Here is a 25,763-nt window from a genome sequence, read left to right on the forward strand (position 1 = left end):
CGAGGATCCACGCTCATGTTGCACACTCCCATGCCTCGCCGCGCGGCTGGCTTCACGCTGATCGAGTTGATGATCGTGGTGATCGTCATCGGCATTCTGGCGGCGATCGCCATTCCGTCCTATCAGGAGTACGTGCGCCGATCGCATCGTGCGGTGGTGAAGGCGGACCTGGCCGAGTACGCGCAGCGTGCCGAGCGCTACCACACCAGCAACAACTCCTACACCGGCTACGCGCTGCCGACCAAGGTGTCGCCGCGTGATGGCGGTACCGTGCGCTACAACCTGGACTACAAGGGGGATGGCACCAGCTTCACCATCACCGCCACCCCGCAGGGCACGCAGGCCAAGGACAGCTGCGGCACGATGAGCGTGGACCAGGCCAACCGCAAGACGGCTGACGGCGGCGTTGCCAGCTGCTGGTGAAACAGGTGTTGATCTTCCTGTAATCGACCAGTACAATGCGCCTCCCCGCCCGAATAGCTCAGCCGGTTAGAGCACTTGACTGTTAATCAGGGGGTCGTTGGTTCGAGTCCAACTTCGGGCGCCAGATACTGCAAAAGCCGCGAGAAATCGCGGCTTTTGCTTTTCTGCGAGAGCATTCAGCAGGGTGTATCGCGGTCCACGCGCTCACTGCGGGCGCGGCCGCCATTGTTGACGATCAGCGCACCGTGCAGCCGGTTGCCTGCGCAGATGCGCAGGGTCAGGTTGGCCCCCGGGCTGCGTCCATCTGCCTGGAAGAACAGCTGCGGGCGCCCACTGCTGGCCTGGGCATGGATCGAGACGTCCGAGCGCCCAGTGTGATGGCTCAGGATCACCTCCGACGACGCCGGCTCCCCGCGCCGGTCGCCACTGCGGTAGATGATCCAGCCTGCGCTCCAGTCGTCGCTGCAGCGCAGGCCGTCGACACTGGCGCAGAGGCCGATCAGCTCACGCCTGCGCACTGCCTCGCTGCGCGCGCTGGACAGGCTCGCGTGCAGGGTCAGCTGCAGTGCATCGGCGCGTTGCCGCAGCAGCAGGGGCTGCAGCGCCGGCCAGGACGCGGCCAGCAGCACCGCCAGCACGGCGATGACCACCAGCAGTTCAGTCAGGTGCACGCCCCGCGCTGAGCGGGGGCCGAGGGGGCAGGGGGCATGGGTCGAGTACATGTATCCAGCCTCCGCGCCGGGCTGTGCGGCCGCCATCGGGAATCCCCGTGGCGGGCTGCCCGGCGACCCCTCAGCCAGCCGTCACCCCTTGCCCCGTATACTCATCCTTCCCGGGAACTGGCAACACCATGAGCGACAGTTTTGAACTTGTCTCGCCGTATTCGCCGGCGGGCGACCAGCCCGATGCCATCGCGAAGCTGACCAGCAACTTCGAGGCCGGCATCGCCAAGCAGACCCTGCTCGGCGTGACCGGCTCGGGCAAGACCTACACCATCGCCAACGTCATCCAGAACGTGCAGAAGCCGACGCTGATCATGGCGCCGAACAAGACGCTGGCGGCGCAGCTGTATGGCGAGTTCAAGGCGTTCTTCCCGCACAACGCGGTGGAGTATTTCGTCAGCTACTACGACTACTACCAGCCGGAAGCCTACGTGCCGTCGTCGGACACCTTCATCGAGAAGGACAGTTCGATCAACGAGCACATCGAGCAGATGCGCCTGGCCGCGACCAAGACCCTGCTGTCGCGCCCGGATGCGATCGTGGTGGCGACGGTGTCGGCGATCTATGGCCTGGGTGCACCGGAAGACTACTTGTCGCTGCGCCTGATCCTGTCCAGGGGCGAGCGCATCGACCAGCGCGACCTGATCAACCACCTGACCCAGCTGCAGTACACGCGCAACGAGTACGAGCTGCAGCGCGGTACCTTCCGCGTGCGCGGCGAAGTGATCGACGTGTTCCCGGCCGAGTCGGACAGCGAGGCGCTGCGCCTTGAGCTGTTCGATGGCGAGGTCGAGAAGATCACCCTGTTCGACCCGCTGACCGGCGAGACGCTGCGCAACATGCAGCGCTTCACGGTCTACCCGAAGACCCACTATGCGACCACGCGTGAGCGCGTGCTGGCGGCGATCGAGACGATCAAGGTGGAGCTGAAGGAACGGCTGGAGCAGCTCTACGCGCAGAACAAGCTGGTGGAGGCGCAGCGCCTGGCCCAGCGCACGCAGTTCGACCTGGAAATGATGGCCGAGGTCGGCTACTGCAACGGCATCGAGAACTACTCACGGCACCTGACCGGCAAGAACGCCGGCGAGCCGCCGCCGACCCTGTTCGACTACCTGCCGGCCGATGCGCTGCTGGTGATCGACGAATCGCATGTGACCATTCCGCAGATCGGCGCCATGTTCAAGGGTGACCGCTCGCGCAAGGAGACCCTGGTGGAGTTCGGCTTCCGCCTGCCGTCGGCGCTGGACAATCGTCCGCTGCGTTTCGAGGAATGGGAGGAGCGCTGCCCGCGCGCGATCTACGTGTCTGCCACGCCGGGGCCTTACGAATACCGCGAGGCCGGTGACGAGATCACCGAGCTGGTGGTGCGCCCGACCGGCCTGATCGATCCGGTGGTGGAGATCCGCCCGGTGGGTACCCAGGTCGACGACCTGATGAGCGAGGCCAACGAGCGCATCAAGGCGGGTGACCGCGTGCTGGTCACCACGCTGACCAAGCGCATGGCCGAGAACCTCACCGAATACCTGACCGAGCATGGCATCCGCGTGCGCTACCTGCACTCGGACGTGGACACGGTCGAGCGCGTGGAGATCATCCGCGACCTGCGCCTGGGCAAGTTCGATGTGCTGGTCGGCATCAACCTCCTGCGCGAGGGCCTGGACATGCCCGAGGTATCGCTGGTGGCGATCCTCGACGCCGACAAGGAGGGCTTCCTGCGTTCCACCGGCTCGCTGATCCAGACCATCGGCCGCGCTGCCCGCAACGTGCGTGGCAAGGCGATCCTGTATGCCGACAGGATCACCCGTTCGATGCAGGCGGCAATCGATGAAACCGACCGTCGCCGCGCCAAGCAGGTCGAGTACAACGAGGAACATGGCATCGTGCCGCGCTCGGTGGCGCGCCCGATCGTCGATGTCCTCGAAGGCGCGCGTTCGGATGCCGCGGAAAAGGAAGCCAAGAAGGGCAAGGGCAAGGGCCGGGCGGGCGTGGCCGAAGAGGCGGCCGACTATCGTTCGCTGTCGCCGGCGCAGCTTGGGGTCCGTCTCAAGGCGCTGGAACAGCAGATGTACCAGCACGCCAAGGACCTGGAATTCGAGGATGCCGCGCGCGTGCGTGACCAGATCCGGCAGCTGAAGGAAGCCAGCCTGGGCTGAACGCGGCAGTGCAGCATCATCTTCACAAAAGTGTTGCGCTTCCCTGCCGGCATCCGTAATATACGCGGCCTGCACAGACGCAATCGCGGAAATGCAGAAGCAAAACGGGCGGTTAGCTCAGCGGTAGAGCACTACCTTGACATGGTAGGGGTCACAGGTTCGAACCCTGTACCGCCCACCACGAAGTCCTCGCAGGAGGGCTGTCGTGAACTGCAAAGCCCGGCCCTGGCGCCGGGTTTTTACGTAACAAGGCCAGTCTTCGGGCGGCAAGAACAAGATGGGCGGTTAGCTCAGCGGTAGAGCACTACCTTGACATGGTAGGGGTCACAGGTTCGAACCCTGTACCGCCCACCACCTGCTCCCGGCGTTGCCGGTGTAGCGGTGGAAAGGATGAAAGCCGGCCCCGGGGCCGGCTTTTTTCGTTCCGGGGACAGTGCCCCGGCGTTTCCGCGAAGCCGCCTCCCTACCGGTTCAGTGGCGTGAAATCAGCGGGTGATGGTGATCGAACGCTGAATCCGCCAGTGGCCATCGACGCGCTCCCACAGCTGCGCCACACGTACCCGGGCCAGCGCAGCATGAGGGCTGCCGCCGTGGTCGCCTGCCGGTTGCTGGCTGCCCAGGCGCAGCACGCGGTCCTGGCGCAGGTGATAGAGCTGCAGGGGCAGCGCTTCATGCGTGTCCTGCGGGCCCTCGGTGCGCAGGATCTGGCTGCGCAGGGCATCCTCGGTGGGCCCGCTGCCGTTGCCGAACAGGCTGGAGAACAGCAGGATCAGGGCAAGCATCGGCATGGCACGGTGCTCCAGCGGGAAAGTGCATGCAGGCTGGCATGGCCGGCCGGGCACCGCAGCCGGCCTGCGACGAAGGCGGGGATTGCGTCGCCAAAGGCAGGCAGGCGCCGATGAATCCGGGCCGCGCAGGCGTAGACTCGGCGCTACCGCGCAACCGCGCCATCACTGCAAGGAGCTGCCGCATGAGCGATCACGTCCCGGTGTCCAGGCCCAATCCGTTCCTGGAACGCCTGTTCGGCGGCAACATGCTGGAAGGCACGTTCAAGGCAGTGATCTGGGTTGCGATCCTGTGCGCGCTGCTGGCGTGGACCACGCTGCGCTGAGCGACGCTGCCGCGCGGGCTTCTCTGCTGATGCAGTGAATGCGGGTGCCGCCGCAAGGGTGCGGCGACAGTGTCCGTGCGTGTGTCGTCAGGCGCTGAAGGCCTGGCGCAGGCTGCGCAGGGTCGCCTGGCGATGTTCCCGGGCCGTCGGTTCGCCCATCTCTAGCTCCTGCAGGCGCAGTCCGACCAGGGTCATCGACAGCGCATAGCCGCGTGCGGCGTCGGCAACGCGTGACAGGCCCACTGCACGGCGTGCCAGTGCGTTCACGTGTTCAAGGTCGGGCATCAGCCCCAGATAGACGCGCTCGGCGCTGTCCAGGTCGGGCGCGCGCAGGATCGCGTGGGCTTCGGTGGCGGGGGAGACGGAGGCCATGGGGGGTCCTTGTCCGTAGGGGGCACGCGCTCAGAAGGCGCGCATCAGGGAAACGAAGGCTGACGTCTGCGTGCCACGTCGTGCCATCGGGCTGTCCTTCACTGCATCACCGAACCACTGGTTGGCCACCACGCCGGTGGCGCGCCATTTCGTGCCCAGCGGCGTGCTGACCGCGATCTGCAGGCTCGGCGACGTGGTACTGCCCGGGCGGTAGGCGGCAAGGCCCGAGCGCAGCGCTTCTTCGTCGCTGATGCCGTAGTAGTAGTCGAGCAGCCGTGCACTGGAATGCACCACGCCCGCCCGCGGCACCCAGGTGAAGCGACCTGCCTGGATCGGGTAGCTGTAATGCAGGCGCGACTCGATACCGCCGCTATGGCCGGTGACTTCCCGCATCACGCTGGCCTCGACCATGCCCCAGTCGGCGCTGTACTCACCGTTGATCCCCGCCATGGCCGACATCTGCCGGCTGTGCAGGCGGCGCAGCTGCGCATCGTTCACATCGTCGGTCTTGAAGCGCAGCGTGTAGGGCGTGACCGCCGCCGACAGGCGCAGTCCCTGGCCCTTGTAGAGGTACATGCCCAGCGAGCCGGGGCTGGCGAAGAAGCGCTCGCCCTGCCAGGCAACGGCCGGTACCACCAGCGGTTTGACGTCATAGTGCGCGTATGCGCCGGAGGTGGCGCCAGCGCTGATGCCGGCCTGCACGCCCGGGTCCTGCCCGGCAGCATGGGCGAGCAGCGGCACGCCGAGGGCAGCGGTGAACAGCAGCGGGCGCAGCAGGGTCGGGGACAGCGACGGCATCGATCAGCCACGTTGCAGGGGATGGCTGCGCATGGTGACGGGGCAACATTGTCAGAACATTGCGCCCGCGCGTTCGGCATGCATGGGCGCAAAATCACGGCGCCAGGCACTATGATCGGCAGCGTTTCCGGTTGACGAGTCCCTGATGCGCATCCTCCTGGTCGAAGACGATCCTGATCTGTCCCGTGCCCTGCAGTCGGGCCTGGAGCGGCAGGGCGTGGTCGCCGACGTGGTCGGCAGTCTTGCCGAGGCCGCGCTCGCATTGCGCGAACCGGTGCACCAGCTGCTGCTGCTCGACCGTCAGCTGCCCGATGGCGATGGCGCCGGCTTCGTCGCGACGGCGCGCGCGCTGCGGCCGAACCTGGCGGTGATCATGCTGACCGCCAAGGGCACGCTGTCGGACAAGGTCGAAGGCCTGGACGTCGGTGCCGACGACTATCTGGTCAAGCCGGTGGCGATCGAGGAACTGATGGCACGCATCCGCGCCGTTTCGCGCAGGCCCTCGGCGATGGTGACGCCAAGCCTGCGGCTGGGGCGGCTCGAGTTCGATTTCGAATCGCTGCAGGCACAGGTGGAGGGCCAGCCACTGGCATTGCCACGGCGGCAGGTGCTGGTGCTGCAGGCGTTGGCGATGCGGCAGGGGCGCACGGTCACCCGCAGTGCGTTGGAGGCTGCGGTGTACGGTTTCGACGATGAGATCCAGTCCAATGCGCTCGACGCGCACATCTCCAAGCTGCGCAAGGCGCTGCAGCAGGCCGGTGCCGGCGTGGAGATCCACGTGATACGGGGCGTCGGCTACCTGCTGGCGGAGGCCTGAGATGGCACGTCCGATCCGTTCGATCACCCTTGGCCTGGCCTGGCGCCTGTTCCTGGCGCAGGCCTTTACCGTGCTGTTCGCGGTGGTCGCGCTGATCCTGACCTGGGGGGACAAGGACTCCTGGGGCATGGACATGTTCGTTGCCGAGGCCGTGGCCAAGGCGGTGCACAGCGAAGGCGGCCGCCTGGTGCTGGACCAGGCGCGCTGGGACAAGCTCGATGCCAACGCCGGCGGCAATCTCTGGTTCGCCGCTGTGGACGACAAGGGCATGTGGCTGGAGCGCGGCACCATTCCGGCAATCCACGCGTCGCTGCTCGCCCGCCTGCCGACCGTGGGTGCCACTGAACTGGGTTCGCTGGTACCGCCCTATCTGGACGTGGCGCGGGTCATGATCCGCAACGAGGATGGGCGCCGCATCACGGTGATGGTCGGTGGCGCACCCAAGGGCGGGCTGCTGGATGGCGCGCTGATGGTGTTGCGCCTGATCGGCCTGTGGTTCTTCCTGCCACTGATCGTCGTCACGCTGCTGGTGATGCCGACCGTGATCCACCGTGCGATGCGAGGCGTGCGCCGTTCCGCGCAGCAGGCCAAGGAACTGGACATCGGCCAGCCCGGTGCACGCCTGGATGCGCAGCTGGTCTCCACGGAAGTGGCACCGCTGGTGGAAGCGTTCAACGACGCCATCGACAAAGTGCAGCAGGGCTATGCCGCGCGCGACAAGTTCCTTGCCGACGCCGCGCACGAGCTGCGCGTGCCGATCGCCGTGGTGCAGGCGCGCCTGTCGCAGCTGCCGCAGGGCGAGCTGAAATCGCAGCTGCTGACCGACGTGGCACGGCTGGGCAATGTTGCCGAGCACCTGCTCGACCTGCAGCGCCTGGACCGCAACGTGGGTGCATTGCAGCGGCTGGACCTGGCCCTGCTGGTGCGTGAAGCAGCGGCGGACCTGGCGCCGTTGGTGGTTGGCGCCGGTTATGGCTTCGAAGTGGATGCGCCGGAAGCGCCGGTGTGGATCCACGGCGACAGCCTGGCGCTGGGGCGGGTGATCGCCAACCTGGTACACAACGCGATCGTGCATGGCGGTGGCCGTGGCACCATCTGCGTGCGGCTGGATACGCGCGGGTTGCTGGAAGTCAGCGACCAGGGCGCGGGCATTCCGGTGGGCGACCGTGAGGCGATCTTCGAACCGTTCCATCGCCTGCGCGCGGCGGGCAGCGGTAGTGGTCTCGGCCTGCACCTGGTGAAGGAAATCGTGCAGCACCACGGTGGCTCGGTCAGTGTCGGCGAAGCCTCGGGGGGCGGCGCGAGCTTCCGGGTCAACTTCCATCGCGGCAGCGTTCGACGCTGACGCAGCTTCGGGGCAAGTCCCGATAGGCAACCTGCTGCCGGCGGCGGCAGGCTGGCTGCATGGCCGATGAGCGTTCCGAGTCTCCCTTGCTGGGCAGTGGCGCCGCTGCGGCGCTGACGCTGGGCGCGCTGGCCTGCGTGCAGCTGCCGCTGCTGCCGCCGCTGTGGGCCTGCACGCTGATGATCGTGCTCGGCAGCGCAGGGTGGGGGCTGCGCTGGCGCGGGCGTCTGCCTGCGGTCGTGCTGTTCGGTGTCGGCTGGACGGCGGTGCACGGGCACTGGGCGCTGCAGGAGCAGCTTCCACCGGGCCAGCCGCCACGGAATGTGGTGGTCAGTGGCCGGGTCATCGATCTGCCGGATCACGGCGCCGCGCACACCCGCTTCCTGCTGCAGGTCAATGAGAGCACCGACCTGCCATCACTGCGTGGCAAACGCCTGCAGGTCACCTGGAACGATGCCTGGCGTACCACCGATCCCAGCGACGCCGGGCGAGGGCGCCATCAGGTCCTGGCCGGCGCGCAGTGGCATCTGGCCCTGCGCGTGCGGGCGCCGCGTTCGCGGATCAATCCCGGTGGTTTCGACGGTGAGCGCCATGCGTTGCTGCGAGGCGTGTCCGGCAGTGGGACAGTGCGGGCGCCGGCCAGCGCGCGTGAGCTGCAGGCCGCGCATGGCCTGCCGGCATGGCGTGAGCGCACCAGTGCCGCCATTGCCGCGCAGGTGGCCCATCCGGCCGCGCGCTTCGTGCGGGCGTTGGCATTGGGCGATACGCGTGGCCTGTCCGACAGTGATTGGGATCGGTTGCGGGCGCTGGGACTGACCCATCTGGTGGCCATTTCCGGGTTCCATGTCGGGGTGGTGGCGGGGCTGGGGGCGCTGCTGTGCCGGGGGCTGTGGTGGCTGTGCCCGCTGCTGGCGTGCCGTTGGCCACGTCCGCAGGCGGCGGCCTGCGCCGCGGCCCTGGCCGCAGCAGGCTATGCGCTGCTGGCCGGCGGCGAGTTGCCGACCGTGCGCACGGCGCTGATGATCGGGTTGATCGCACTGGCACGCAGCGGGCGGCGCCCGCTCGGTGCCGTGCAGGGGCTTGCGTTGGCGGCGCTGGCGCTGCTGTTGCCGGCGCCCCTGTCGGTGCTGTCAGCGGGTTTCTGGCTCAGCTTCGGTGGCGTGCTGTGGCTGGTGTGGTGCCTGCCACAGGGACGTCCGCGCGGGATGGCTGCCAACCTGCGCGGGTTCCTGGCTGCACAGGGAGTAGCCAGCGTCGGCCTGTTGCCGCTGGGCATCGCGCTGTTCGGTGGCACCGCCTGGCTGGGGCCGCTGGTGAACCTGCCGGTCATTCCCTGGTGGACCCTGCTGGTGGTGCCGCTGTCGCTGCTGGGCACCGCCCTGCAGGTGCTGCATGAGGGGGCCGGGTGCTGGGCGTGGCGTGCGGCGGCGTGGCTGTTCGAGATCAGCTGGCAGGCCCTGCAGCCGCTGGCGGCGCACCCGCAGGCGATGTGGTGGCTGGCCGAGGCGCCGGCCTGGGCCGTGCCGGCGGCGCTGCTGGGTGTGTTCTGGGGGCTGCTGCCACGCGGTGCCGGGGGCGGGCTGGCTGGCCTGCTGCTGTGCCTGCCGCTGCTGTGGCCGGCGCGTGAGCGCCCGGCCGAGGGGGAGCTGGAGCTGCTGGTGCACGACGTTGGCCAGGGTACGGCGGTGTTGCTGCGTACCGCGCGGCATGCGCTCTGGTATGACGTGGGGCCGCCGAACGGGGGCGAGGGCAGTGAGCGAATTCTGGTTCCGTCACTGCGGGCGTTGGGCCAGGCTCCGCCCGAGCGGGTGCTGCTCAGCCACGACGATCTCGATCATGCGGGCAACCTGCCGCGCCTGCGTCTTCAGCTGCCGGGTCTGTCATTGCTGGCGCCGCCAGGCAGTACGATCGCCGGGGCCGGGCGTTGCCAGCGCGGCCTGCGCTGGCACTGGGACGGCGTCGATTTCCAGGTGCTGCACCCGGATGCCGGCAGCCAGCGGGCCGAAAACGAGGACAGCTGCGTGCTGCGCGTGGCCGGCGCCCATGGCGTGGTCCTGCTGCCGGGGGACATCGGCCGTCCGGCCGAACAGGCGCTGTTGCGGGCGTCTCCGGCGGCGCTGAAGGCGGATGTGGTGCTGGTGCCGCACCATGGCAGCGGCGGCAGCTCCAGCGCGCCCTGGGTGGCGGCGGTGTCCCCCCGGCTGGCACTGGTCTCGGCCGGGCACCAGAACCGTTTCGGCCACCCGCGCCGGGACGTGGTCCGGCGCTGGCAGGCGCAGGGGGCCGAGGTGGTGTCCACCGTGGAGTCTGGTGCGATCCGCGTATGGCTTGGCGCACAAGGGCTGCAGCTGCGTGAACAGCGTATCCATGCATCCCGGTGGTGGGATGCCGCTGGGCGGGCGCGGTCGGCTGCTATCCTATCGCCGATCGAACAAGCGGCCGTTGGGCCGGAGGGTTGAAACGTGTGGGAACTGGTCAAGGCCGGTGGCTGGCCGATGGTGCCGCTGCTGCTGTTGGGCGTACTGGCTTTGGCGATCATCCTGGAGCGTTTCTGGTCCCTGCGGCGAACGGAGGTGCTGCCGCCCGGCCTCGGCCAGGAAGTGCGCAACTGGGCCGCGCGCGGCAAGCTTGACCCGGCGCACCTGCAGACCCTGCGCGCCAACTCGCCGTTGGGCGCGCTGCTGGCGGCCGCGCTGGAAGCCCGCAACCGCCCGCGCGACCAGATCCGCGAGCGCATCGAGGATACCGGTCGCCATCTGGTGCATCGCATGGAGCGTTTCCTCAACGCGCTGGGCACCATCGCTTCGGCCGGCCCGCTGCTGGGCCTGCTGGGCACCGTGATCGGCATGATCCAGATGTTCCTTGGCATCCTCGACCATGGCGTGGGTGATGTGAACCAGCTGGCCGGCGGTATCGGCAAGGCCCTGGTGTGCACCGCCACCGGCATGATCGTGGCCATCCCGGCACTGATGTTCCATCGCTACTTCAAGGGCCGCATCCACGGCTACGTGGTGGAGATGGAGCAGGAAGCCAGCGCCCTGCTGGACACGCTCGACGGTCGCCCGGGGGTGATGAACCCGTCACCGTCGGCACGCCCCGCCAACGCCGCCACGGCGAAGGCCTGATCGATGCGTATCGGCAATGACCGATCCCAGGATGAGCCGCATATCGATCTGGTCCCGCTGATCGACGTCATCCTGGTGCTGATCATCTTCTTCGTGGTCACCACCACCTTCGATGCGCGCTCGACGCTGCAGGTGCAGCTGCCTACCGCCAGCCAGCAGCCCAACAACGAGCCGCCGCGTTCGCTCAGCGTGCTGATCAACGCCGAAGGACGCTATTTCATCAATGACCAGGAAGTGCTGCGCAGCGATGTCGAGTCGGTCAAGCAGACCATCGCCGCCGTCGCCGGCAGTGATCGCAGCCAGCCCGTGCTGCTGCGCGCCGACGCGCGTACTCCCTACCAAGCCGTGGTGACTGCGCAGGACGCGCTCGGTCAGCTCGGTTTCCGTCGTATCGCCATTGCAACTGCGCCAGAGGTGCGTCCATGAGTTCCCATCACGCGCCGGTGTGGCCGATCTACAAACGTCTGCTGGGCTACACCCGCACCTACTGGGTATTCATGGTGGGCGCGGTCATCGCCATGGTGGTCGAAGCCCTGGCCGGCTACCACTTCACCAAGCTGATGGAGCCGCTGGTCAACGAAGGTTTCGTCGATCCGCAGCCGCGCGCGGCCGTGGTGCTGCCGCTGACCATCCTCGGCCTGTTCCTGATGCGCAGCGTGGCCACCTGGGTCAGCGACTACACGCTGGCCAAGACCGGCCGCAGCGTGGTCCGCGACCTGCGTGAGCAGGTGCTGCAGAAGTACCTGCACCTGCCGTCGTCGCACTTCGATACCGAAGCGACGCCGGTGATGGTCAGCCGCCTCAACTTCGATACGGAACAGGTCACCCAGGCCAGCGCCGACGCGCTGAAGACCGTGGTGGCCGATACCCTCACCATCATCGCGATGCTGGCGGTGATGCTGCAGATGAGCGTCAAGGTCACCCTGGCGATGCTGGTGGTGGTGCCGCTGATCGGCGTGATCGTGTCCTACGTCGGCAAGCGCTACCGGCGCATCAGCCGCGGCATCCAGGACGGCATGGGCACGATGGCCCAGACCGCCGAGCAGTCGCTGGCCGCGCAGCAGGAAGTGAAGGTGCATGGCACCCAGCAGCACGAGATCTCGCGCTATTCGCGCCTGGCCAACCGCATGCTGGCGCTGAACATGAAGGTCGAGGTTACCCGCGCCGCCGCGTCCAGCGTGGTGCAGTTCCTGGCCGCACTGGCGCTGGCGGTGATCGTCTGGGTGTCGACCCGCGAAGCCCTCGCGGGCCGCCTCAATGCCGGCCAGTTCATGGGCCTGATGACCTCGATGATGGCCATCATTCCCTCACTGCGTCGCCTGACCAGCGTACAGACCTCGATTTCGCGCGGTGTTTCCGCCGCCGAGCGCCTGTTCGGCATCATCGACATGCCGGTGGAGCGTGACGAGGGCCAGCACCGCGTGCAGCGCGTACGCGGCGAACTGGCGTTCGACCACGTCATGCTGCGCTATCGCGAAGACAGTGGCATTGCCCTGGATGACATCAGCTTCGTTGCCAGGCCGGGTACGGTGACGGCCATCGTCGGTCGTTCGGGCAGCGGCAAGACCAGCCTGATCCGGCTGGTGCCGCGCTTCTACGAGCCCAGCGGCGGTGTCATCACCCTCGATGGCGTGGCCCTGGACGACTACCCGCTGGCCGACCTGCGCCGCCAGGTGGCGATGGTCGGTCAGAAGGTGATGCTGTTCGACGACACCATCGCCGCCAACATCGCCTATGGCATGGAAGCGACCGACGAGCAGATCCGTGCGGCCGCCGAAGCTGCCAACGCCTGGGAATTCATCGCACGCATGCCGCAGCAGCTGCAGACCCCGGTGGGTGAGAACGGCGCGCTGCTGTCCGGTGGCCAGCGCCAGCGCCTGGCGATTGCCCGCGCGATCCTGCGCGATGCTCCGATCCTGATCCTCGACGAAGCCACTGCGGCGCTGGACAACGAATCCGAGCGTCTGGTGCAGGATGCGCTGCAGCGCCTGATGCCGGAACGCACCACGCTGGTCATCGCGCACCGCCTGTCGACCATCGAGCATGCCGACCAGGTGCTGGTGATGGACCATGGCCGCATCGTTGAACGCGGCACCCACAAGGAGCTGCTCGAACTGGGCGGCCTGTACCAGCATCTGCACAGCATGCAGTTCCGCGAAAGGCAGGACTGATGGCCGGCAAGGGTACCCAGACCCCGCCGTACTGGTACGACGGCACCCCGGTTCCGTGGACGATGCGCCTGCTGGCGCCCCTGTACGCAGGTGTCACCGCACTGCGCCGGCGCGCCTATCGGCGTGGCTGGCGCAAGCGCCACTCGCTGCCGGTGCCGGTCATCGTGGTCGGCAACATCACCGCCGGTGGTACCGGCAAGACGCCGCTGACCATTGCCCTGGTCGAGCGCCTGCGCGCGGCCGGCTGGAAGCCGGGCGTGGCCAGCCGCGGCTATGGTCGCGAAGACGCCGACAAGCCGCTGTGGGTGCAGGCCGATACGCCAACCGCCAAGGGCGGTGACGAACCGGTGCTGATTGCCTGGAAGACCGGCGTGCCAGTGCGCGTGGACCGCGACCGTGTCGCCGCCGGCAAGGCGCTGATCGAGGCCGGCTGCGATGTGATCGTCTGCGACGACGGCCTGCAGCACTACCGCCTGGCGCGCGACATCGAGATCGAAGTGGTCGATGCGCAGCGTCGCTACGGCAATGGCCGGATGATTCCGGCCGGGCCGTTGCGCGAGCCGGTCAGCCGCGCCAGCGAATGCGATTTCCGGGTGGTCAACCTCGGTCAGGCCGATGAGGAAACCGCAGCCCAGGCCTGTGGCTTCGGCCAGTGGCCGATGGCGCTGCACATCGACAGTGCGCAGCCGCTGGCCGGTGGCCGCGCCCGCCCGCTGGCGTACTTCAAGGGCCAGCGCGTGCACGCGGTGGCCGGCATTGCCCATCCCCAGCGCTTCTTCGACATGCTGCGCGCGCGCGGGATCGGCGTGGTGCCGCATGCGTTCGCCGACCACCAGGTCTACCAGCCGCAGGACCTGTCCTTCGGCAGCCAGCTGCCGGTATTGATGACCGAGAAGGACGCGGTGAAATGCCGTGCGTTCGGCAACGACTGGCACTACGCGGTTCCGCTGCGCGCCGAGCTGCCCGCGGCGTTCTGGGTGGCGCTGACCGATCGCCTGGACAAGCTGCGACCGAACTGAGTGGCGCAGCGGCGCTTGCATTCACGCGCCGCTGGCCGCATTCCCGTTGTAACGAGCCTGCCGAGTACCGCCCGCATGACCGAATTCGTCGTCGCCATCCCGGCCCGCTATGCCGCCTCGCGGCTGCCGGGCAAGCCGTTGCGCCCGCTGGGCGGCGAGCCGCTGGTGCTGCATGTGGCGCGCCGCGCGCTGCAGGCCGGTGCCCGTGAAGTCTGGGTGGCGACCGACGATCAGCGCATTGCCGATGCGCTGTCCGGGCTGGCCGAAGTGAAGGTGGCGATGACCGCGACCACGCACGCCTCCGGCACCGATCGCCTGGCCGAGTGCGCGCGCATTGCCGGCTGGGCCGATGGCACGGTGGTGGTCAACCTGCAGGGTGACGAGCCGTTCGCACCGGCGGCCGGCATCCGCGCGGTGGCCGATGCGCTGGTCGCTGGCAATGCGCCGATGTCGACCCTCGCCACGACCGTCGAGGACGCGCACACCCTGTTCGACCCGAACGTGGTGAAGCTGGTGCGCAACGTGCGCAACGAAGCGATGTACTTCAGCCGCGCGCCGATCGCCTGGCACCGCGACGGCTTCGCGCGCAGCCGCGACACGCTGCCGGACGGCCATGCCTGGCTGCGCCACATCGGCATCTACGGCTATCGCGCCGGCTTCCTGCAGCAGTTCGCGGCGATGCCGCCAGGCCAGCTCGAGCAGGTCGAATCGCTGGAGCAGCTGCGCGTGCTGGAAGCGGGCTACCCGATCAGCGTGGCGATCTCGCCCGAGCCGTTCCCGCCGGGCATCGACACGCCCGAGGACCTGGAGCGCGCCGAGGGGCTGCTGCAGGCGATGGCGGCGCGATGAGGCTGCTGGTCGTATGCCTCGGCAACATCTGCCGTTCGCCGATGGCCGAAGGGGCGCTGCGCGCACGCCTGGATGCCTCGCCGCTGGCCGGGCAGGTGCAGGTTGATTCGGCCGGCACCGGCGACTGGCATGTGGGCGAGCCGCCGGACCGCCGCGCGATCGCCTGCGCGGCCGGGCACGGCGTGGACATCGGTGGCCTGCGCGCACGCCAGCTGCAGGCCGTGGATTTCGACCGTTTCGACTGGATCCTGTGTGCCGACGAGGCCAACCTGCGTGATGCCGGGCGCCTGGCGTCGGCGGCGCAGCGTGAACGGCTGGCGTTGTACCTGCCCTGGTCGGGCGGGCAGGGTCGGGTAGCGATCCCTGATCCCTACACCGGCGGCAGCGATCATTTCGAACAGGTCTGGTCGCTGGTCGACGATGCTGCAAAACGTGCGGTGGCACGACTGTTGCAGGACGCCGACTCCGGCATAATCGGGTCATGAACGTCCAGCCCGTCCCGGACCTGCCCGAGTTCGCCACCTGGCTCAATGCCACCCCCTGCACCCTGACCGAACTGCGCGGCCGGCCGGTCGCACTGCTGTTCGTCAATGCGGCCTCCGCCTGGAGTGCGCAACGCCTGGCCGAATTCGGCCAATGGCTGTCGCGCCACCCCGGCAAGCTGCAGCCGCTGGTGCTGCAGGTGCCGCGCTTCGATTTCGAACGCGATGCCAATGCCGCACTGAAGCTGCTGCGCCGCCAGGGCCTGGCCATGCCCGTGCTGCTCGATGCCGACTGGGATGGCTGGCGCCGCTTCGGAGTCACCGCCTGGCCGACCATGGTGCTGCTGGACGCGCAGGGCCGCGAGCAGCAGCGGCTGGTCGGGCAGGGAGCACCCGGTGAACTGGAGCGCGCCCTGAACGCGCTGTGCCAGGGCGCGCCTTCGGCGCCGCCGCGCGGCGGCAGCGAACTGCATCCGGAACCGCGCCAGGCGCTGCGTTTCCCGCTGGGGCTGGCGGTCAGCACCGAACGCCTGTACATCGCCGACAGTGGCCATCACCGCATTCTCGAATGCAGCCATGGCGGCCGCATCCTGCGCCAGTTCGGCCTCGGTACCGCCGATTTCATGGACGGCAACCTCGCCGAAGCGGCGTTCCACCGCCCGCAGGCGCTGGTGCTGGAGCGCGATTCGCTGTACGTCGCTGACACCGGCAACCACGCGGTGCGCCGCATCAACCTGCTGACCGGCATCGTCGACACGCTGTGTGGCAACGGGCGTCCCGGTGCGCCGGTGGAAGGTCCGGTCGCGCAGGCGCGGCAGGTCTCGCTGGACCATCCGGTCGGCCTGGCCATCGCCGACAACCAGCTGCACATCGCGATGGCCGGCGACAACCGTATCTGGAGCTACCACCTGGGCCAGCGCAGCCTGCAATGGCGCGCCGGCAGTGGTTCCATCGACGAGCGGGATGGCAGCGGCCATCTGGCTGCCTTTGCCCAACCGACCGCGCTGGCCGTGGTGCAGCAGGTGCTGTACGTCGCCGATGCGTTGGGATCCTCGATCCGTGCACTGCAGCTGCGCGGCGACCTGGTGCAGACGCTGGTCGGGCAGGGGCCGTGGCGCTTCGGCAGTGAAGACGGCCCGCGCGCGCAGGCCAGCCTGCAGTTCCCGCAGGCGATCGCCTTGAGCGCGGACGCCCCGCTGCTGTGGATTGCCGATACCGGCAACGGTCGCCTGCGCACGCTGCGCCTGGGCGGCGGCGAACTGACCACCCAGCCGCTGCCGCGCCGCCTGCATGGCCCGGCTGGACTGGCGGTGGGCGCAGGTGCGGTGTGGATCGCCGAGACCGACGCCCACGCCGTGCTGCGATTCGATCCCGATAGTGGCGTGCTCAGCGAAGTGCCGATCAGCGAATGACCGACGTTCCCGCTCCGGTCTTCGACGGCAAGGCCTTCGCGGCCCAGCTCAGCACCGCCCCCGGCGTGTACCGCATGTACGCGGCCGACGACACCCTGCTGTACGTGGGCAAGGCGCGTGCGCTGCGCAACCGCGTCGGCAGCTATTTCAACGGCAGCCCGAAGAACGCGCGGATCATGTCGATGATCTCGCAGATCACGCGCATGGACGTGACCGTGACGCGCTCGGAAGCCGAGGCGTTGCTGCTGGAAAACCAGCTGATCAAGTCGCTGTCGCCGCGTTACAACGTCTCGCTGCGCGATGACAAGACTTACCCGCATGTGCTGCTGACCCGCGAGGACTGGCCGCGCATTGCACTGCATCGCGGCCCGCGTGCCATTCCCGGCCGCTACTTCGGGCCGTATCCCGGCGTGACCGCGGTGCGCGAAACGCTGAACCTGATGCACAAGCTGTTCAAGCTGCGCAGCTGCGAGGACAGCGTGTTCCGCAACCGCTCGCGGCCGTGCCTGCAGTACCAGATCGGTCGCTGCAGCGCGCCCTGCGTGGAGCTGGTGCCGGCGCCGGACTACGCCGAATCGGTACGCCGCGCCGCACTGTTCCTGGAAGGCAAGAGCGACGAGCTGACCCGTGAGCTGGGCGAGCAGATGCAGGCCGCCAGCGAGGCGCTGGAGTTCGAGCAGGCCGCGCGCCTCCGCGACCTGATTTCCTCGCTGCGCAGCATGCAGACCCGCCAGTACGTGGATGGCCGTGCCGCCGACCTGGACGTACTGGCGGTGGCCATGCAGGGTTCGCAGGCCTGCGTGCTGCTGCTGGCCTTCCGTGATGGCCGCAACCTCGGCACCCGCCCGTTCTTCCCGCGCACCAATGGCGAGGAGAGCCCGGAAGAGGTACTTGCGGCCTTCGTTTCGCAGTACTACATCGAATTCGAGCCGCCGCGCGAGATCCTGCTGGATCGCGAGATTCCCGATGCCGACCTGCTGGTCGCCGCGCTGTCGGCCTCGGCCGAGCGCAAGGTGCAGCTGAAGTGGAACGTGCGCGGCGAGCGCGCCGGCTATGTGGAACTGGCCAGCCGCAACGCGCAGCTGACCCTGGCCACTGAACTCAACAGCCGCAATGCGCAGCACGCGCGCAGCGATGCGCTGCGTGACATGCTGGGCCTGGCCGAGCCAGTCAAGCGGGTGGAGTGCTTCGACATCAGCCACACCCTGGGCGAAGCGACCGTGGCCTCGTGCGTGGTGTTCGACGCCGCCGGCCCGGTGCGCGCGCAGTACCGCCGCTTCAACATCAGCGGCATCGAGCCGGGCGACGACTACGCCGCCATGCGCCAGGCCATCGACCGCCGTTTCCGTCGCGCAGTGGAAGAGCAGGGCGTGCTGCCGGACGTGCTGCTGATCGACGGTGGCGCCGGCCAGCTGGCGCAGGCACAGGCCGCGCTGGCTGACCTGGGCGTGGAAGGCGTGCTGCTGGTGGGCGTGGCCAAGGGCGTGGAGCGCCGCGCCGGCCACGAAGCGCTGGTGATGCCCGATGGCCGCGAGCTGCGCCCGGGCGCAGCCAACCCGGCGCTGCAGTTCATCCAGCAGGTACGCGACGAGGCGCACCGCTTCGCCATCACCGGCCACCGCGGCCGCCGCCAGAAGGCGCGGATGACCAGCAAGCTGGAAGACATTCCCGGCATCGGGCCGCGCCGCCGTGCCAGCCTGCTCAAGCATTTCGGCGGTCTTGTGGGCCTGAAAGCCGCTGGCGAAGCGGAAATCGCCAGGGTGGAAGGCATCAATGACGCCCTCGCGGCGCGTATCTACGCTAACCTGCACGGGTTGGCCACGCCTGATGCGGCCGAGTAGAGAGAGAAGCACGCAAGCATGAAGTTGACCCTGCCCACCTGGCTGACGTTGTTGCGGATCGTGATGATCCCGGTGCTGGTGCTGGTGTTCTACCTGCCCTACACCTGGACCAACTTCGCTTCGGCGGCGATCTTCGGCCTGGCTGCGATCACCGACTGGCTCGACGGCTGGATCGCCCGCCGCTACCAGCTGGAGTCGGCCTTCGGCGCCTTCCTCGACCCGGTCGCGGACAAGCTGATGGTGGCGGTGGCGCTGTTCCTGATCGTGCAGGGTCACCCGACGCCGTGGATGGCGTTCTGGGCAGCGGTCATCGTTGGTCGTGAGATCGCGGTGTCGGCGCTGCGCGAGTGGATGGCCGAACTGGGCCAGCGCGCCAAGGTGCGCGTGGCGATGATTGGCAAGATCAAGACCACCGCACAGATGGTCGCACTGCTGTGCCTGCTGTACTCGGTGGCTCCGAACGTGCCGGTGCAGGACATCTGGATGGGCTGGCCGGTGTTCCACATCGGTGACTGGACCCTGGCGATTGCCGCTGTGCTGACCCTGTGGTCGGGCCTGCAGTACCTGCACGCCGCCTGGCCGAGCCTGCGCGATGACGAGCGCGCGGCGCGCGAGCGTGCGCGGCAGAAGAAGCTGGGCAACTGAGCCCCAGGGTCGGATCCCTTTCCGCAGGAAAGGGCTCTGAGCCCATCGGTGCAACCATCCGCGCATGGCGTGGATCTACTCGACGCGCTGGATGGATCTACGGTGATGCCCCATCCACGCATGGCGTGGATCTACTGGAAACGCTGCATCCACGGATGATGCGGATCCATCGGTTTGCGCGGATGCTGTAGTAGATCCACGCCATGCGTGGATACGCGCCGCCGGGCACCCTGCAGACCCTGAGAAAAAGCGCTTGACGCCATCCTTGGAACAGGTAGAATTTCGCCTCCCAAGCGGGAATAGCTCAGTTGGTAGAGCGCAACCTTGCCAAGGTTGAGGTCGCGAGTTCGAGTCTCGTTTCCCGCTCCAGATTCAGGAAAAACGCTCCCGCAAGGGGGCGTTTTTCGTTTGCGTCCAGGGTACTTCATCCCTGCTTCACCGCCACCCCATCGCCTCACCACGCGCGCTCGCGAAGCTGCATCTCCGTTCCAGTCCGGCGATGTCGCGATGCCTCATCAATCCTCCGCCTACGACCACGATGTGGTCATCGTCGGCGCCAGTTTCGCCGGTGCCGCCTGCGCATTGGCCGCTGCCCAATACGGCCTGCGCGTCTGCGTACTCGAGCGCAAATCCGATCCCGGCGAGCGCCTGCACACCACCGGCATCGTGGTGAAGGAGGTGATGGAGCAGACCTGGTTGGGGCGCATGCCCGAGCACCTGGTGCAGCGCATCGCGAACGTGCGCCTGTATGCGCCGAACCTGCGCAGCGTGTTGCTGGCAGCACCGGGCTATTACTTCCTCACCACCGATACGCCGAACCTGATGCGCTGGCTGGCAAGTGAGCTGCGCGCGAATGGCGTAGACCTTCGCCTGCAGCAGTCCTTCACCGACGCCCATCGCAATGGTGACGGCTGGCAGGTGGAAGGGGCGGGGCGGTGCGCCTATCTGGTCGGCGCCGATGGCGCGCGTTCGCGCGTGGCCCAGCGCACCGGCCTGGGCCAGGTGCGTGACAATCTCTACGGTGTCGAACGTGAGTTCGCCGGCCTGCAATTGACGCAGGGTGATGCGTTGCATTGCTTCGTCAGCAAGCGTTATGCGCCGGGTTACATCGGCTGGGTCGCGCAGAATCCAACCGGACTGCAGCTCGGGGTGGCGGTGCGCCATGACCCGGACCGGGTGCGACCGCCAGATATCGATGGCTTCCTTGAGCATGTGCGCGATGTGGTCGGCATTCCGCCCTCGGCGCGCCCTTCGGCCACCCGCGCCGGTCTGGTGCCGTGCGGCCGGCCGGACGGCCCGATCAGCGGCCCTCGCCTGATCCTGACCGGTGACGCGGCGGGCATCGTCTCGCCGCTCTCGGCCGGGGGCATCCATTCCTCGTGGCGGCACGGCTGGGCGGTCGGCGAGGCGATTGCCCGCCATCTGCGTGGCCAAGGGCCGGACGCCGAACGGGTAGCACAGCAGGTCGCCCCGGCCTTCCGCGGCAAGCGCCTGCTGCGCTGGGCGATGGATCACCTGCAGGCCGATTGGCCGCTCAATGCGCTGCTGCACACGGCTGCCACGCGGCGCATCGCCGAGCAGATCTACTTCCATCGCCGCGGCCTGCGCACGTGAAGGGAGCAGGCAGCGGCGCCTGAACGCCGCCGCTGACGTCACGTGAAAATTCCTGTTGACGCCGTGCAGCAATATCGACACAATAGCGCTCCTTCGACGCAGGTCGAACGAAATCTGCGGGAATAGCTCAGTTGGTAGAGCGCAACCTTGCCAAGGTTGAGGTCGCGAGTTCGAGTCTCGTTTCCCGCTCCAGATTCAAGAAAAACGCTCCCGCAAGGGGGCGTTTTTCGTTTGTCATGACGTTGGCTGCAAGGGCCGCTACAGTCGCGCCACGGCATCTTCATTGCCGGCGTGATAGGACTGTGCGGCAGGTGATCGCGGGCGCCCGGAAAGCGGGCCGGGGGGGGGCGCACTCCATCGACGGTCATCGACATTCAATGTCGTAATCAGAATGATATGCACCGATGGACGTGGGGACGTCCGGACGTGGTTCGTCGGAAAAATGTGCAATCGCAGGGAGGCGCATCCGGTGTTCCATCCCTTGCCGGCAGTGAAAGGATGACGAAAGGGCCATGGCAGCATTGCCTGAACCGATTGCGCGTTGTGACTGTTTTTCGACCAATTCTCCATGTTCGCTCCACAATCGCACGGTAGCCTTCATGCTCCTTCTACACGTTGGCGGGCTGGTGGTCAGGCGTATCACTCCAGTGGCAGTGCCCAGGACCGGGCGCGGATTCTCCCTGCAGGCAGTGCTGCGCCCCGGCGCGCTGCTCGCAAGCCTGGCCTTGGCGGGCTGCATGTCGGTGCCGGTTCCGGACCTGCCTGATCGCACGCCCAGCACCTGGACCCAGGTGCCGCAGGGCCAGGGCGTGGCAGTGGACGCCAAACAGTGGTGGAAAGTGTTGTCCGACCCGGCGCTGGATGGACTGGTCGATCAGGCCATCACCGGCAACCTCGACCTGCAGCAGGCCACGCTGCGCCTGCAGGCCGTGCGGATTGTCGCCGGCACTTCGGACTCGCGCTTCCTGCCGGAAATCTCGGCCAGCGCCAAGCAGGTCCAGGACGCCGCCGCGGTCGACACCTATTTCCACGCCGGTATCGAAGCGATCTGGGACCTGGGCCTGTTCGGCGCCGCCGAGAGCGCCCAGTTGAGCGCGCAGGCCTCGGCCGGCAATGCCGAGGCGCTGCGTAGCGCCGCGCAGGTGGCGGTGATCGCCGACGTGGTGCGCAGCTATCTGGATCTGACCGTGGCGCAGGCCCAGCAGGACCTGCTGGCCCGCCAGCAGGCGGTGGACGATCGCGGCGAAAAGTTGGCTCTGGTACGCCAGCGCCTGCGCCTGGATGAGCCCGGCGAACTTGATCGCCTGCGTGCACGCCAGGCGGCGACCCGGGCGGCCACGGCGCAGGCTCGCGAAAATGCGGACAACGCTGCCCGTGCGTTGGCATTGCTGCTGGGACGCGATGGTCCGGACCCGTCCTGGCGCGCCTATCGCACGCCGCCAAAGCTGGGCGCGTTCTCGCTGCAGCAGGTGCCGGCTGATCTGCTGCGCCATCGGCCGCAGATCCTGCTGGCCGAATCGGAGGTGATGCAGGCCGCGGCCAGCAAGGGCTCCGCGCGCGCCGCGATGTATCCGCGGGTCAGTCTTGGTGGCTCGATCCTGTACGCCTACAACCTCACCCAGAACGCCCGTTCCAACTCCGACTCCAGTCCGTCGATCGGCCCATACATCGATATTCCGCTGTGGGACTGGGGCCAGCGTCGCGCGCGTTTCCATGCCGATGAAAAGCAGCTGGATGCCGCGCTGCTCGGCTACCGCAAGGCGGTGTTGGAAGGTGTGAGCGAAGTGGAAGGCGCACTGGGCAGCCTGGCGCGCCAGGACAGCAGCATCCAGTCGCTGCGCGCGGCCGATGATGCCGCCGGCCAGCAGGTCAAGCGCCAGGCGCGGCAGGTGCAGCTTGGCCTGTCCAGCGAATTCGATGGGCTTGACACGCAGCGTGCCGCACTGGCCTCGCAGGCCGATCTGATCGGTGCGCAGGGCGCGCGCGTGCTCGCGTTCGCCTCGCTGTACCGCGCCCTGGGCGGCGCACCGCTGCCGGTCGAGGCTGAGGGCGATTCGCAATGATCGCACTGGCCCGCAAGACCCTGGCCTACGAGTGGCGCCGGTTCCTGCCGGTGGTGCTGGCGATGTGTTTCGCCGGCGTGCTGTTGATCGTGCAGGCGGCACTGGTGCTGGGCATCTTCGGTACCGCCGCGATCTACGTGAAGGCTTCATCCGCCGATATCTGGGCCGGTTTCCCCGGCACCCAGAGCGTCAACTACGGCCATGCAATCAGCGCGGATGTCGAAAGCCATCTGCGCATGGACCCGGATGTCACCCGCGTCGAGCCCTACGAGTGGGTCGATGGCGAATGGCGGTCCGGCGCGCAGGGCACCGGCAACGTGTCGGTGTACCTGTCCGGCATCTCCACCCAGGACGACGCGATGATGTTCGCGCGCATCCTGCCTGCCGACCTGCGCGCGCAGCTGCGTGAGCCGGGTGCGGTGATCGTCGACAGCGCCGATCTGGATACGCTGGGCGTGGACCTGCAGAACAACCGTGCGTGGATCAACGGCAAGGCGGTGCGCGTGGTCGCTGCGCAACCCGGCCTGCGTGGCCTCGGTGGCGTCAACGTGCTGGCCTCGCTGGATACCGCGCGCGCCATCGCCGGTACCGATCCGCACGAGGGCAGTACCTATTTCGTGGCGGGCCTGCGTTCGCCGGACCTGGCCGACCGCGTGCGCGACCGCCTGGCCGCGTCGATGGGGCAGGCCACGCCGGTCGAGTTCTGGACTGCACCGGAGTTCGCCAGCCGTTCGCAGCAATACTGGCTGTTCGATACCGGCGCCGGCATCGCGGTGCTGTTCATGGCCGTCATCGTCTGCTTCGTCGGCGCAGTGATCACCAACCAGTCGTTTGCTTCGGTGGTGGCCGGCTCGGTGCGTGAGTACGCCACGCTCAACGCACTCGGTGCCGGGCGCTATGCGCTGGCGCGGGTGGTGTTCGAGCAGGCATTGCTGATCGGCGGCGTGGGCATGTTGCTGGCGGCGGCGTTCAGCACCGTCGTGCTGTTGATCGCACAGACCCAGCGCGTGCCGGTGCAGCTGACGCCGATGGTCATCATCGGCTGCGTAGCGCTGGTCGCGGTGATGGCCATGCTGTCGAGCATCATGGCGGTACGCAGTGTCGTCCGCTCCGATCCATCGTTGCTGCTGCGTTGAGGACCGGCCGATGACTTCTACACGCGCCGTCGCCCCGACCCTGCAGGCCGACGCACTGGAAAAGGGCTTCATGTCCGGCGATGTACAGGTGCCGGTGCTGCGCGGCCTGTCGCTGGACATCTATCCCGGCGAGCTGACGCTGGTGTCGGGCCCGTCCGGCTGCGGCAAGAGCACGCTGCTGTCGCTGCTGTCCGGCCTGTCATCGCCCGATGGTGGTCGCGTGCACGCGCTCGGCCAGGACGTGGGCCACATGAGTCGCAGTGAAGTGGAGCGCTTCCGCCTGCACCATGTCGGTTTCGTGTTCCAGGGCTTCAACCTGTTCCCGGCGCTGACCGCGCTGGAGCAGGTGCAGTTGCCGCTGGGCTACCGCGGCATGAGCAATCGCGAAAGCGAACCGCTGGCCCGCAGGGCGCTGGAGGAGGTTGGCCTCAGCCACCGCAGCCACATGCGCCCGGCGCAGCTGTCCGGCGGTGAGAAGCAGCGTGTGGCCGTTGCCCGTGCCTTCGCCAAGTCACCGACGCTGATCTTCGCCGACGAACCCACCAGCGCGCTGGACGCCGAGAACGGCCAGCGCGTGATCGACATCCTGCACCGCTACGCACGTGCGCATGGCGCCACCGTGCTGTGCGTGAGCCACGATCCGCGCCTGATCCGGCATGCCGATCGGGTGATCGCCATGGAAGACGGCATGGTCCGTGATGACCGCCGCCAGAACGAAACTGTAGAGTCCGCCCCATGACCAAGACGTCGCACCTGCTCCCCCTCAGCCTGGCCCTGTCCGCGGCACTGCTGCTCGGCGCCTGTTCCAAGGACGCGCCTGCCCAAGCACCTGCAGGCAAAGCCAGCGCTGCCACCGCCGGCAAGGTCGCGGTGGCGCGCGGCATCATCGACGTCGAGGGTGGCCTGATCGCGCTGGCGCCGCCGGTGGATGGCTCGATCACCGCCGCGCCGGTGAAGGAGGGCGCCACGGTGAAGAAGGGACAGTTGCTGCTGTCGCTGGATGGTGCCCTGCTGCAGCAGGAGGTGGCGATGGCCACCGCCGATCTCGCCCTGGCCAATGACCGCCTGAAGGGCGGCCAGGCGCAGCTGCGCGAACTGGAGCGCAACGCCACCCGCCTGTCCACGGGCGCCAGCGAAGGCGTGTCGTCCAACCAGCAGGCCGATGCGGCCAAGCAGCAGCTGGCTGCTGTGCGCGCCGATGTCGACGTGGCCGGTGCGCAGGTCGACATGGCCCAGCACAAGCTGGAACACGCAAAACTGAAACTGCAGCAGATGTCGCTGAGCGCGCCGGAAGCCGGCACCGTGGTCGGCCAGGTGCCGGGCCTCGGCGCCTTCGTGCAGGCTGGCAAGCCGGCGATCTCGCTGCTGCCGGCGCGTCCGCTGCAGGTGCGCGCCGAACTCAGCGCCGCCTATGCCGATGCCGTGCAGGTGGGCATGAAGGCCACCGTGGTGCCGGACAGCGATGGTGCCGAGAACACCAGCACGCTGCCGTCCGCACGCGTGGTGCGCATCAGCCCCGTGTTCGCGCAGGCACGCCTTCCCGAAGATGCCGGGCGCGGCGTGGCCAAGGTGGTGGAGTGCGTGCTGGAGTTCGATGGCGAGGCCAAGGCGCGCTTCGGCCAGCACGTGCGGGTGGAGTTCCGGAAGTAAGCCTGGTGTTGCGAC

The 25,763-nt window shown here is 68.0% G+C and carries 24 protein-coding genes and 5 tRNA genes; 25 read left to right on the plus strand and 4 right to left on the minus strand.

What is annotated here, in order from left to right; translation table 11 throughout:
* The first annotated feature begins 15 nt into the window (after positions 1-15).
* Together DFO63_RS19295 and DFO63_RS19300 are read left to right on the plus strand one after the other, a co-directional pair.
* On the plus strand, positions 16-423 hold the full coding sequence (locus tag DFO63_RS19295; protein WP_014036610.1) for a type IV pilin protein: 408 nt from the start codon (positions 16-18) through the stop codon (positions 421-423).
* Between the two features lie 47 nt (positions 424-470).
* Positions 471-547, plus strand: a tRNA-Asn gene (locus DFO63_RS19300).
* A gap of 52 nt (positions 548-599) precedes the next feature.
* Here the strand turns inward: DFO63_RS19300 and DFO63_RS19305 are convergent.
* The gene (locus tag DFO63_RS19305; protein WP_101765232.1) at positions 600-1,145 is read right to left on the minus strand and encodes a GspH/FimT family pseudopilin; all 546 of its coding nucleotides are present in this window, start codon (positions 1,143-1,145) and stop codon (positions 600-602) included.
* Between the two features lie 128 nt (positions 1,146-1,273).
* Between DFO63_RS19305 and uvrB the strand changes: the two genes are divergently transcribed.
* The 3 genes from uvrB (at position 1,274) to DFO63_RS19320 (ending at position 3,652) form a co-directional block, all read left to right on the plus strand.
* A complete protein-coding gene (gene uvrB / locus DFO63_RS19310; protein WP_119007609.1) occupies positions 1,274-3,298 on the plus strand; it encodes an excinuclease ABC subunit UvrB in 2,025 nt (674 codons plus the stop codon).
* 106 nt (positions 3,299-3,404) lie between these two features.
* Positions 3,405-3,479, plus strand: a tRNA-Val gene (locus DFO63_RS19315).
* Between the two features lie 98 nt (positions 3,480-3,577).
* Positions 3,578-3,652, plus strand: a tRNA-Val gene (locus DFO63_RS19320).
* 131 nt (positions 3,653-3,783) lie between these two features.
* On the opposite strand, the gene DFO63_RS19325 is transcribed toward DFO63_RS19320, so the two are convergent.
* Positions 3,784-4,086, minus strand: coding sequence for a hypothetical protein (locus DFO63_RS19325; RefSeq protein ID WP_049446014.1), 303 nt, complete (start codon positions 4,084-4,086; stop codon positions 3,784-3,786).
* Positions 4,087-4,268: 182 nt separating this feature from the next.
* Between DFO63_RS19325 and DFO63_RS22165 the strand changes: the two genes are divergently transcribed.
* Positions 4,269-4,409: a hypothetical protein gene (locus DFO63_RS22165; RefSeq protein WP_162838510.1), complete on the plus strand. Its 141-nt coding sequence runs from the start codon at positions 4,269-4,271 to the stop codon at positions 4,407-4,409.
* An 87-nt stretch (positions 4,410-4,496) separates the two neighbouring features.
* Here the strand turns inward: DFO63_RS22165 and DFO63_RS19330 are convergent, their stop codons facing one another.
* Together DFO63_RS19330 and DFO63_RS19335 are read right to left on the minus strand one after the other, a co-directional pair.
* A complete protein-coding gene (locus DFO63_RS19330) occupies positions 4,497-4,781 on the minus strand; it encodes a hypothetical protein (protein WP_014036615.1) in 285 nt (94 codons plus the stop codon).
* Positions 4,782-4,811: 30 nt separating this feature from the next.
* Positions 4,812-5,579, minus strand: a complete 768-nt coding sequence (locus DFO63_RS19335; RefSeq protein ID WP_119007610.1) for a MipA/OmpV family protein — start codon at positions 5,577-5,579, stop codon at positions 4,812-4,814.
* Between the two features lie 145 nt (positions 5,580-5,724).
* Here DFO63_RS19335 and DFO63_RS19340 point away from each other — a divergent pair, with 145 nt between their 5' ends.
* From DFO63_RS19340 to DFO63_RS19430, 19 genes are all read left to right on the plus strand, one after another.
* Positions 5,725-6,396, plus strand: a complete 672-nt coding sequence (locus DFO63_RS19340; RefSeq protein WP_005415973.1) for a response regulator transcription factor — start codon at positions 5,725-5,727, stop codon at positions 6,394-6,396.
* A gap of 1 nt (position 6,397) precedes the next feature.
* Complete coding sequence (locus DFO63_RS19345) at positions 6,398-7,741, plus strand: HAMP domain-containing sensor histidine kinase (RefSeq protein ID WP_119007611.1); 1,344 nt, start codon at positions 6,398-6,400, stop codon at positions 7,739-7,741.
* A gap of 59 nt (positions 7,742-7,800) precedes the next feature.
* Positions 7,801-10,200, plus strand: a complete 2,400-nt coding sequence (locus DFO63_RS19350) for a DNA internalization-related competence protein ComEC/Rec2 (protein ID WP_119007612.1) — start codon at positions 7,801-7,803, stop codon at positions 10,198-10,200.
* Positions 10,201-10,203: 3 nt separating this feature from the next.
* Positions 10,204-10,866: a MotA/TolQ/ExbB proton channel family protein gene (locus tag DFO63_RS19355; RefSeq protein ID WP_014036619.1), complete on the plus strand. Its 663-nt coding sequence runs from the start codon at positions 10,204-10,206 to the stop codon at positions 10,864-10,866.
* A gap of 3 nt (positions 10,867-10,869) precedes the next feature.
* Positions 10,870-11,292, plus strand: coding sequence for a biopolymer transporter ExbD (locus DFO63_RS19360; protein ID WP_014036620.1), 423 nt, complete (start codon positions 10,870-10,872; stop codon positions 11,290-11,292).
* On the plus strand, positions 11,289-13,037 hold the full coding sequence (gene msbA / locus DFO63_RS19365; RefSeq protein WP_075674846.1) for a lipid A export permease/ATP-binding protein MsbA: 1,749 nt from the start codon (positions 11,289-11,291) through the stop codon (positions 13,035-13,037). The genes DFO63_RS19360 and msbA overlap by 4 nt, the downstream gene beginning before the upstream one ends.
* The gene (lpxK, locus tag DFO63_RS19370; protein WP_119007613.1) at positions 13,037-14,056 is read left to right on the plus strand and encodes a tetraacyldisaccharide 4'-kinase; all 1,020 of its coding nucleotides are present in this window, start codon (positions 13,037-13,039) and stop codon (positions 14,054-14,056) included. The genes msbA and lpxK overlap by 1 nt, the downstream gene beginning before the upstream one ends.
* A 75-nt stretch (positions 14,057-14,131) precedes the next feature.
* Positions 14,132-14,905, plus strand: coding sequence for a 3-deoxy-manno-octulosonate cytidylyltransferase (gene kdsB, locus DFO63_RS19375; protein ID WP_119007614.1), 774 nt, complete (start codon positions 14,132-14,134; stop codon positions 14,903-14,905).
* Entirely contained in the window at positions 14,902-15,390 is a 489-nt protein-coding gene (locus tag DFO63_RS19380) for a low molecular weight protein-tyrosine-phosphatase (protein ID WP_119007615.1), read from the plus strand. Before kdsB ends, DFO63_RS19380 begins: the two co-directional genes overlap by 4 nt.
* A complete protein-coding gene (locus tag DFO63_RS19385) occupies positions 15,387-16,799 on the plus strand; it encodes a hypothetical protein (RefSeq protein WP_119007616.1) in 1,413 nt (470 codons plus the stop codon). Before DFO63_RS19380 ends, DFO63_RS19385 begins: the two co-directional genes overlap by 4 nt.
* Positions 16,796-18,640, plus strand: coding sequence for an excinuclease ABC subunit UvrC (gene uvrC, locus DFO63_RS19390; protein ID WP_119007617.1), 1,845 nt, complete (start codon positions 16,796-16,798; stop codon positions 18,638-18,640). Before DFO63_RS19385 ends, uvrC begins: the two co-directional genes overlap by 4 nt.
* A gap of 18 nt (positions 18,641-18,658) precedes the next feature.
* Complete coding sequence (gene pgsA, locus DFO63_RS19395) at positions 18,659-19,285, plus strand: CDP-diacylglycerol--glycerol-3-phosphate 3-phosphatidyltransferase (RefSeq protein ID WP_014036627.1); 627 nt, start codon at positions 18,659-18,661, stop codon at positions 19,283-19,285.
* A 293-nt stretch (positions 19,286-19,578) separates the two neighbouring features.
* A tRNA-Gly gene (locus DFO63_RS19400) sits at positions 19,579-19,654 on the plus strand.
* Positions 19,655-19,792: 138 nt separating this feature from the next.
* On the plus strand, positions 19,793-20,899 hold the full coding sequence (locus DFO63_RS19405; RefSeq protein ID WP_119007618.1) for an NAD(P)/FAD-dependent oxidoreductase: 1,107 nt from the start codon (positions 19,793-19,795) through the stop codon (positions 20,897-20,899).
* A 116-nt stretch (positions 20,900-21,015) separates the two neighbouring features.
* Positions 21,016-21,091 (plus strand) — tRNA-Gly (locus tag DFO63_RS19410).
* Positions 21,092-21,498: 407 nt separating this feature from the next.
* Positions 21,499-22,962 carry an efflux transporter outer membrane subunit gene (locus DFO63_RS19415; protein ID WP_119007619.1) on the plus strand — a complete coding sequence of 488 codons (1,464 nt, stop codon included), beginning with the start codon at positions 21,499-21,501 and terminating at the stop codon, positions 22,960-22,962.
* Entirely contained in the window at positions 22,959-24,098 is a 1,140-nt protein-coding gene (locus DFO63_RS19420; protein ID WP_049446032.1) for an ABC transporter permease, read from the plus strand. The genes DFO63_RS19415 and DFO63_RS19420 overlap by 4 nt, the downstream gene beginning before the upstream one ends.
* A gap of 10 nt (positions 24,099-24,108) precedes the next feature.
* The gene (locus DFO63_RS19425; RefSeq protein ID WP_101765239.1) at positions 24,109-24,837 is read left to right on the plus strand and encodes an ABC transporter ATP-binding protein; all 729 of its coding nucleotides are present in this window, start codon (positions 24,109-24,111) and stop codon (positions 24,835-24,837) included.
* Positions 24,834-25,748, plus strand: a complete 915-nt coding sequence (locus DFO63_RS19430; protein WP_101765240.1) for an HlyD family efflux transporter periplasmic adaptor subunit — start codon at positions 24,834-24,836, stop codon at positions 25,746-25,748. The genes DFO63_RS19425 and DFO63_RS19430 overlap by 4 nt, the downstream gene beginning before the upstream one ends.
* Positions 25,749-25,763 lie beyond the last annotated feature (15 nt).

The sequence above is a fragment of the Stenotrophomonas sp. AG209 genome, from assembly GCF_003550055.1.
In the GTDB taxonomy this organism is placed as follows: Bacteria; Pseudomonadota; Gammaproteobacteria; order Xanthomonadales; family Xanthomonadaceae; genus Stenotrophomonas.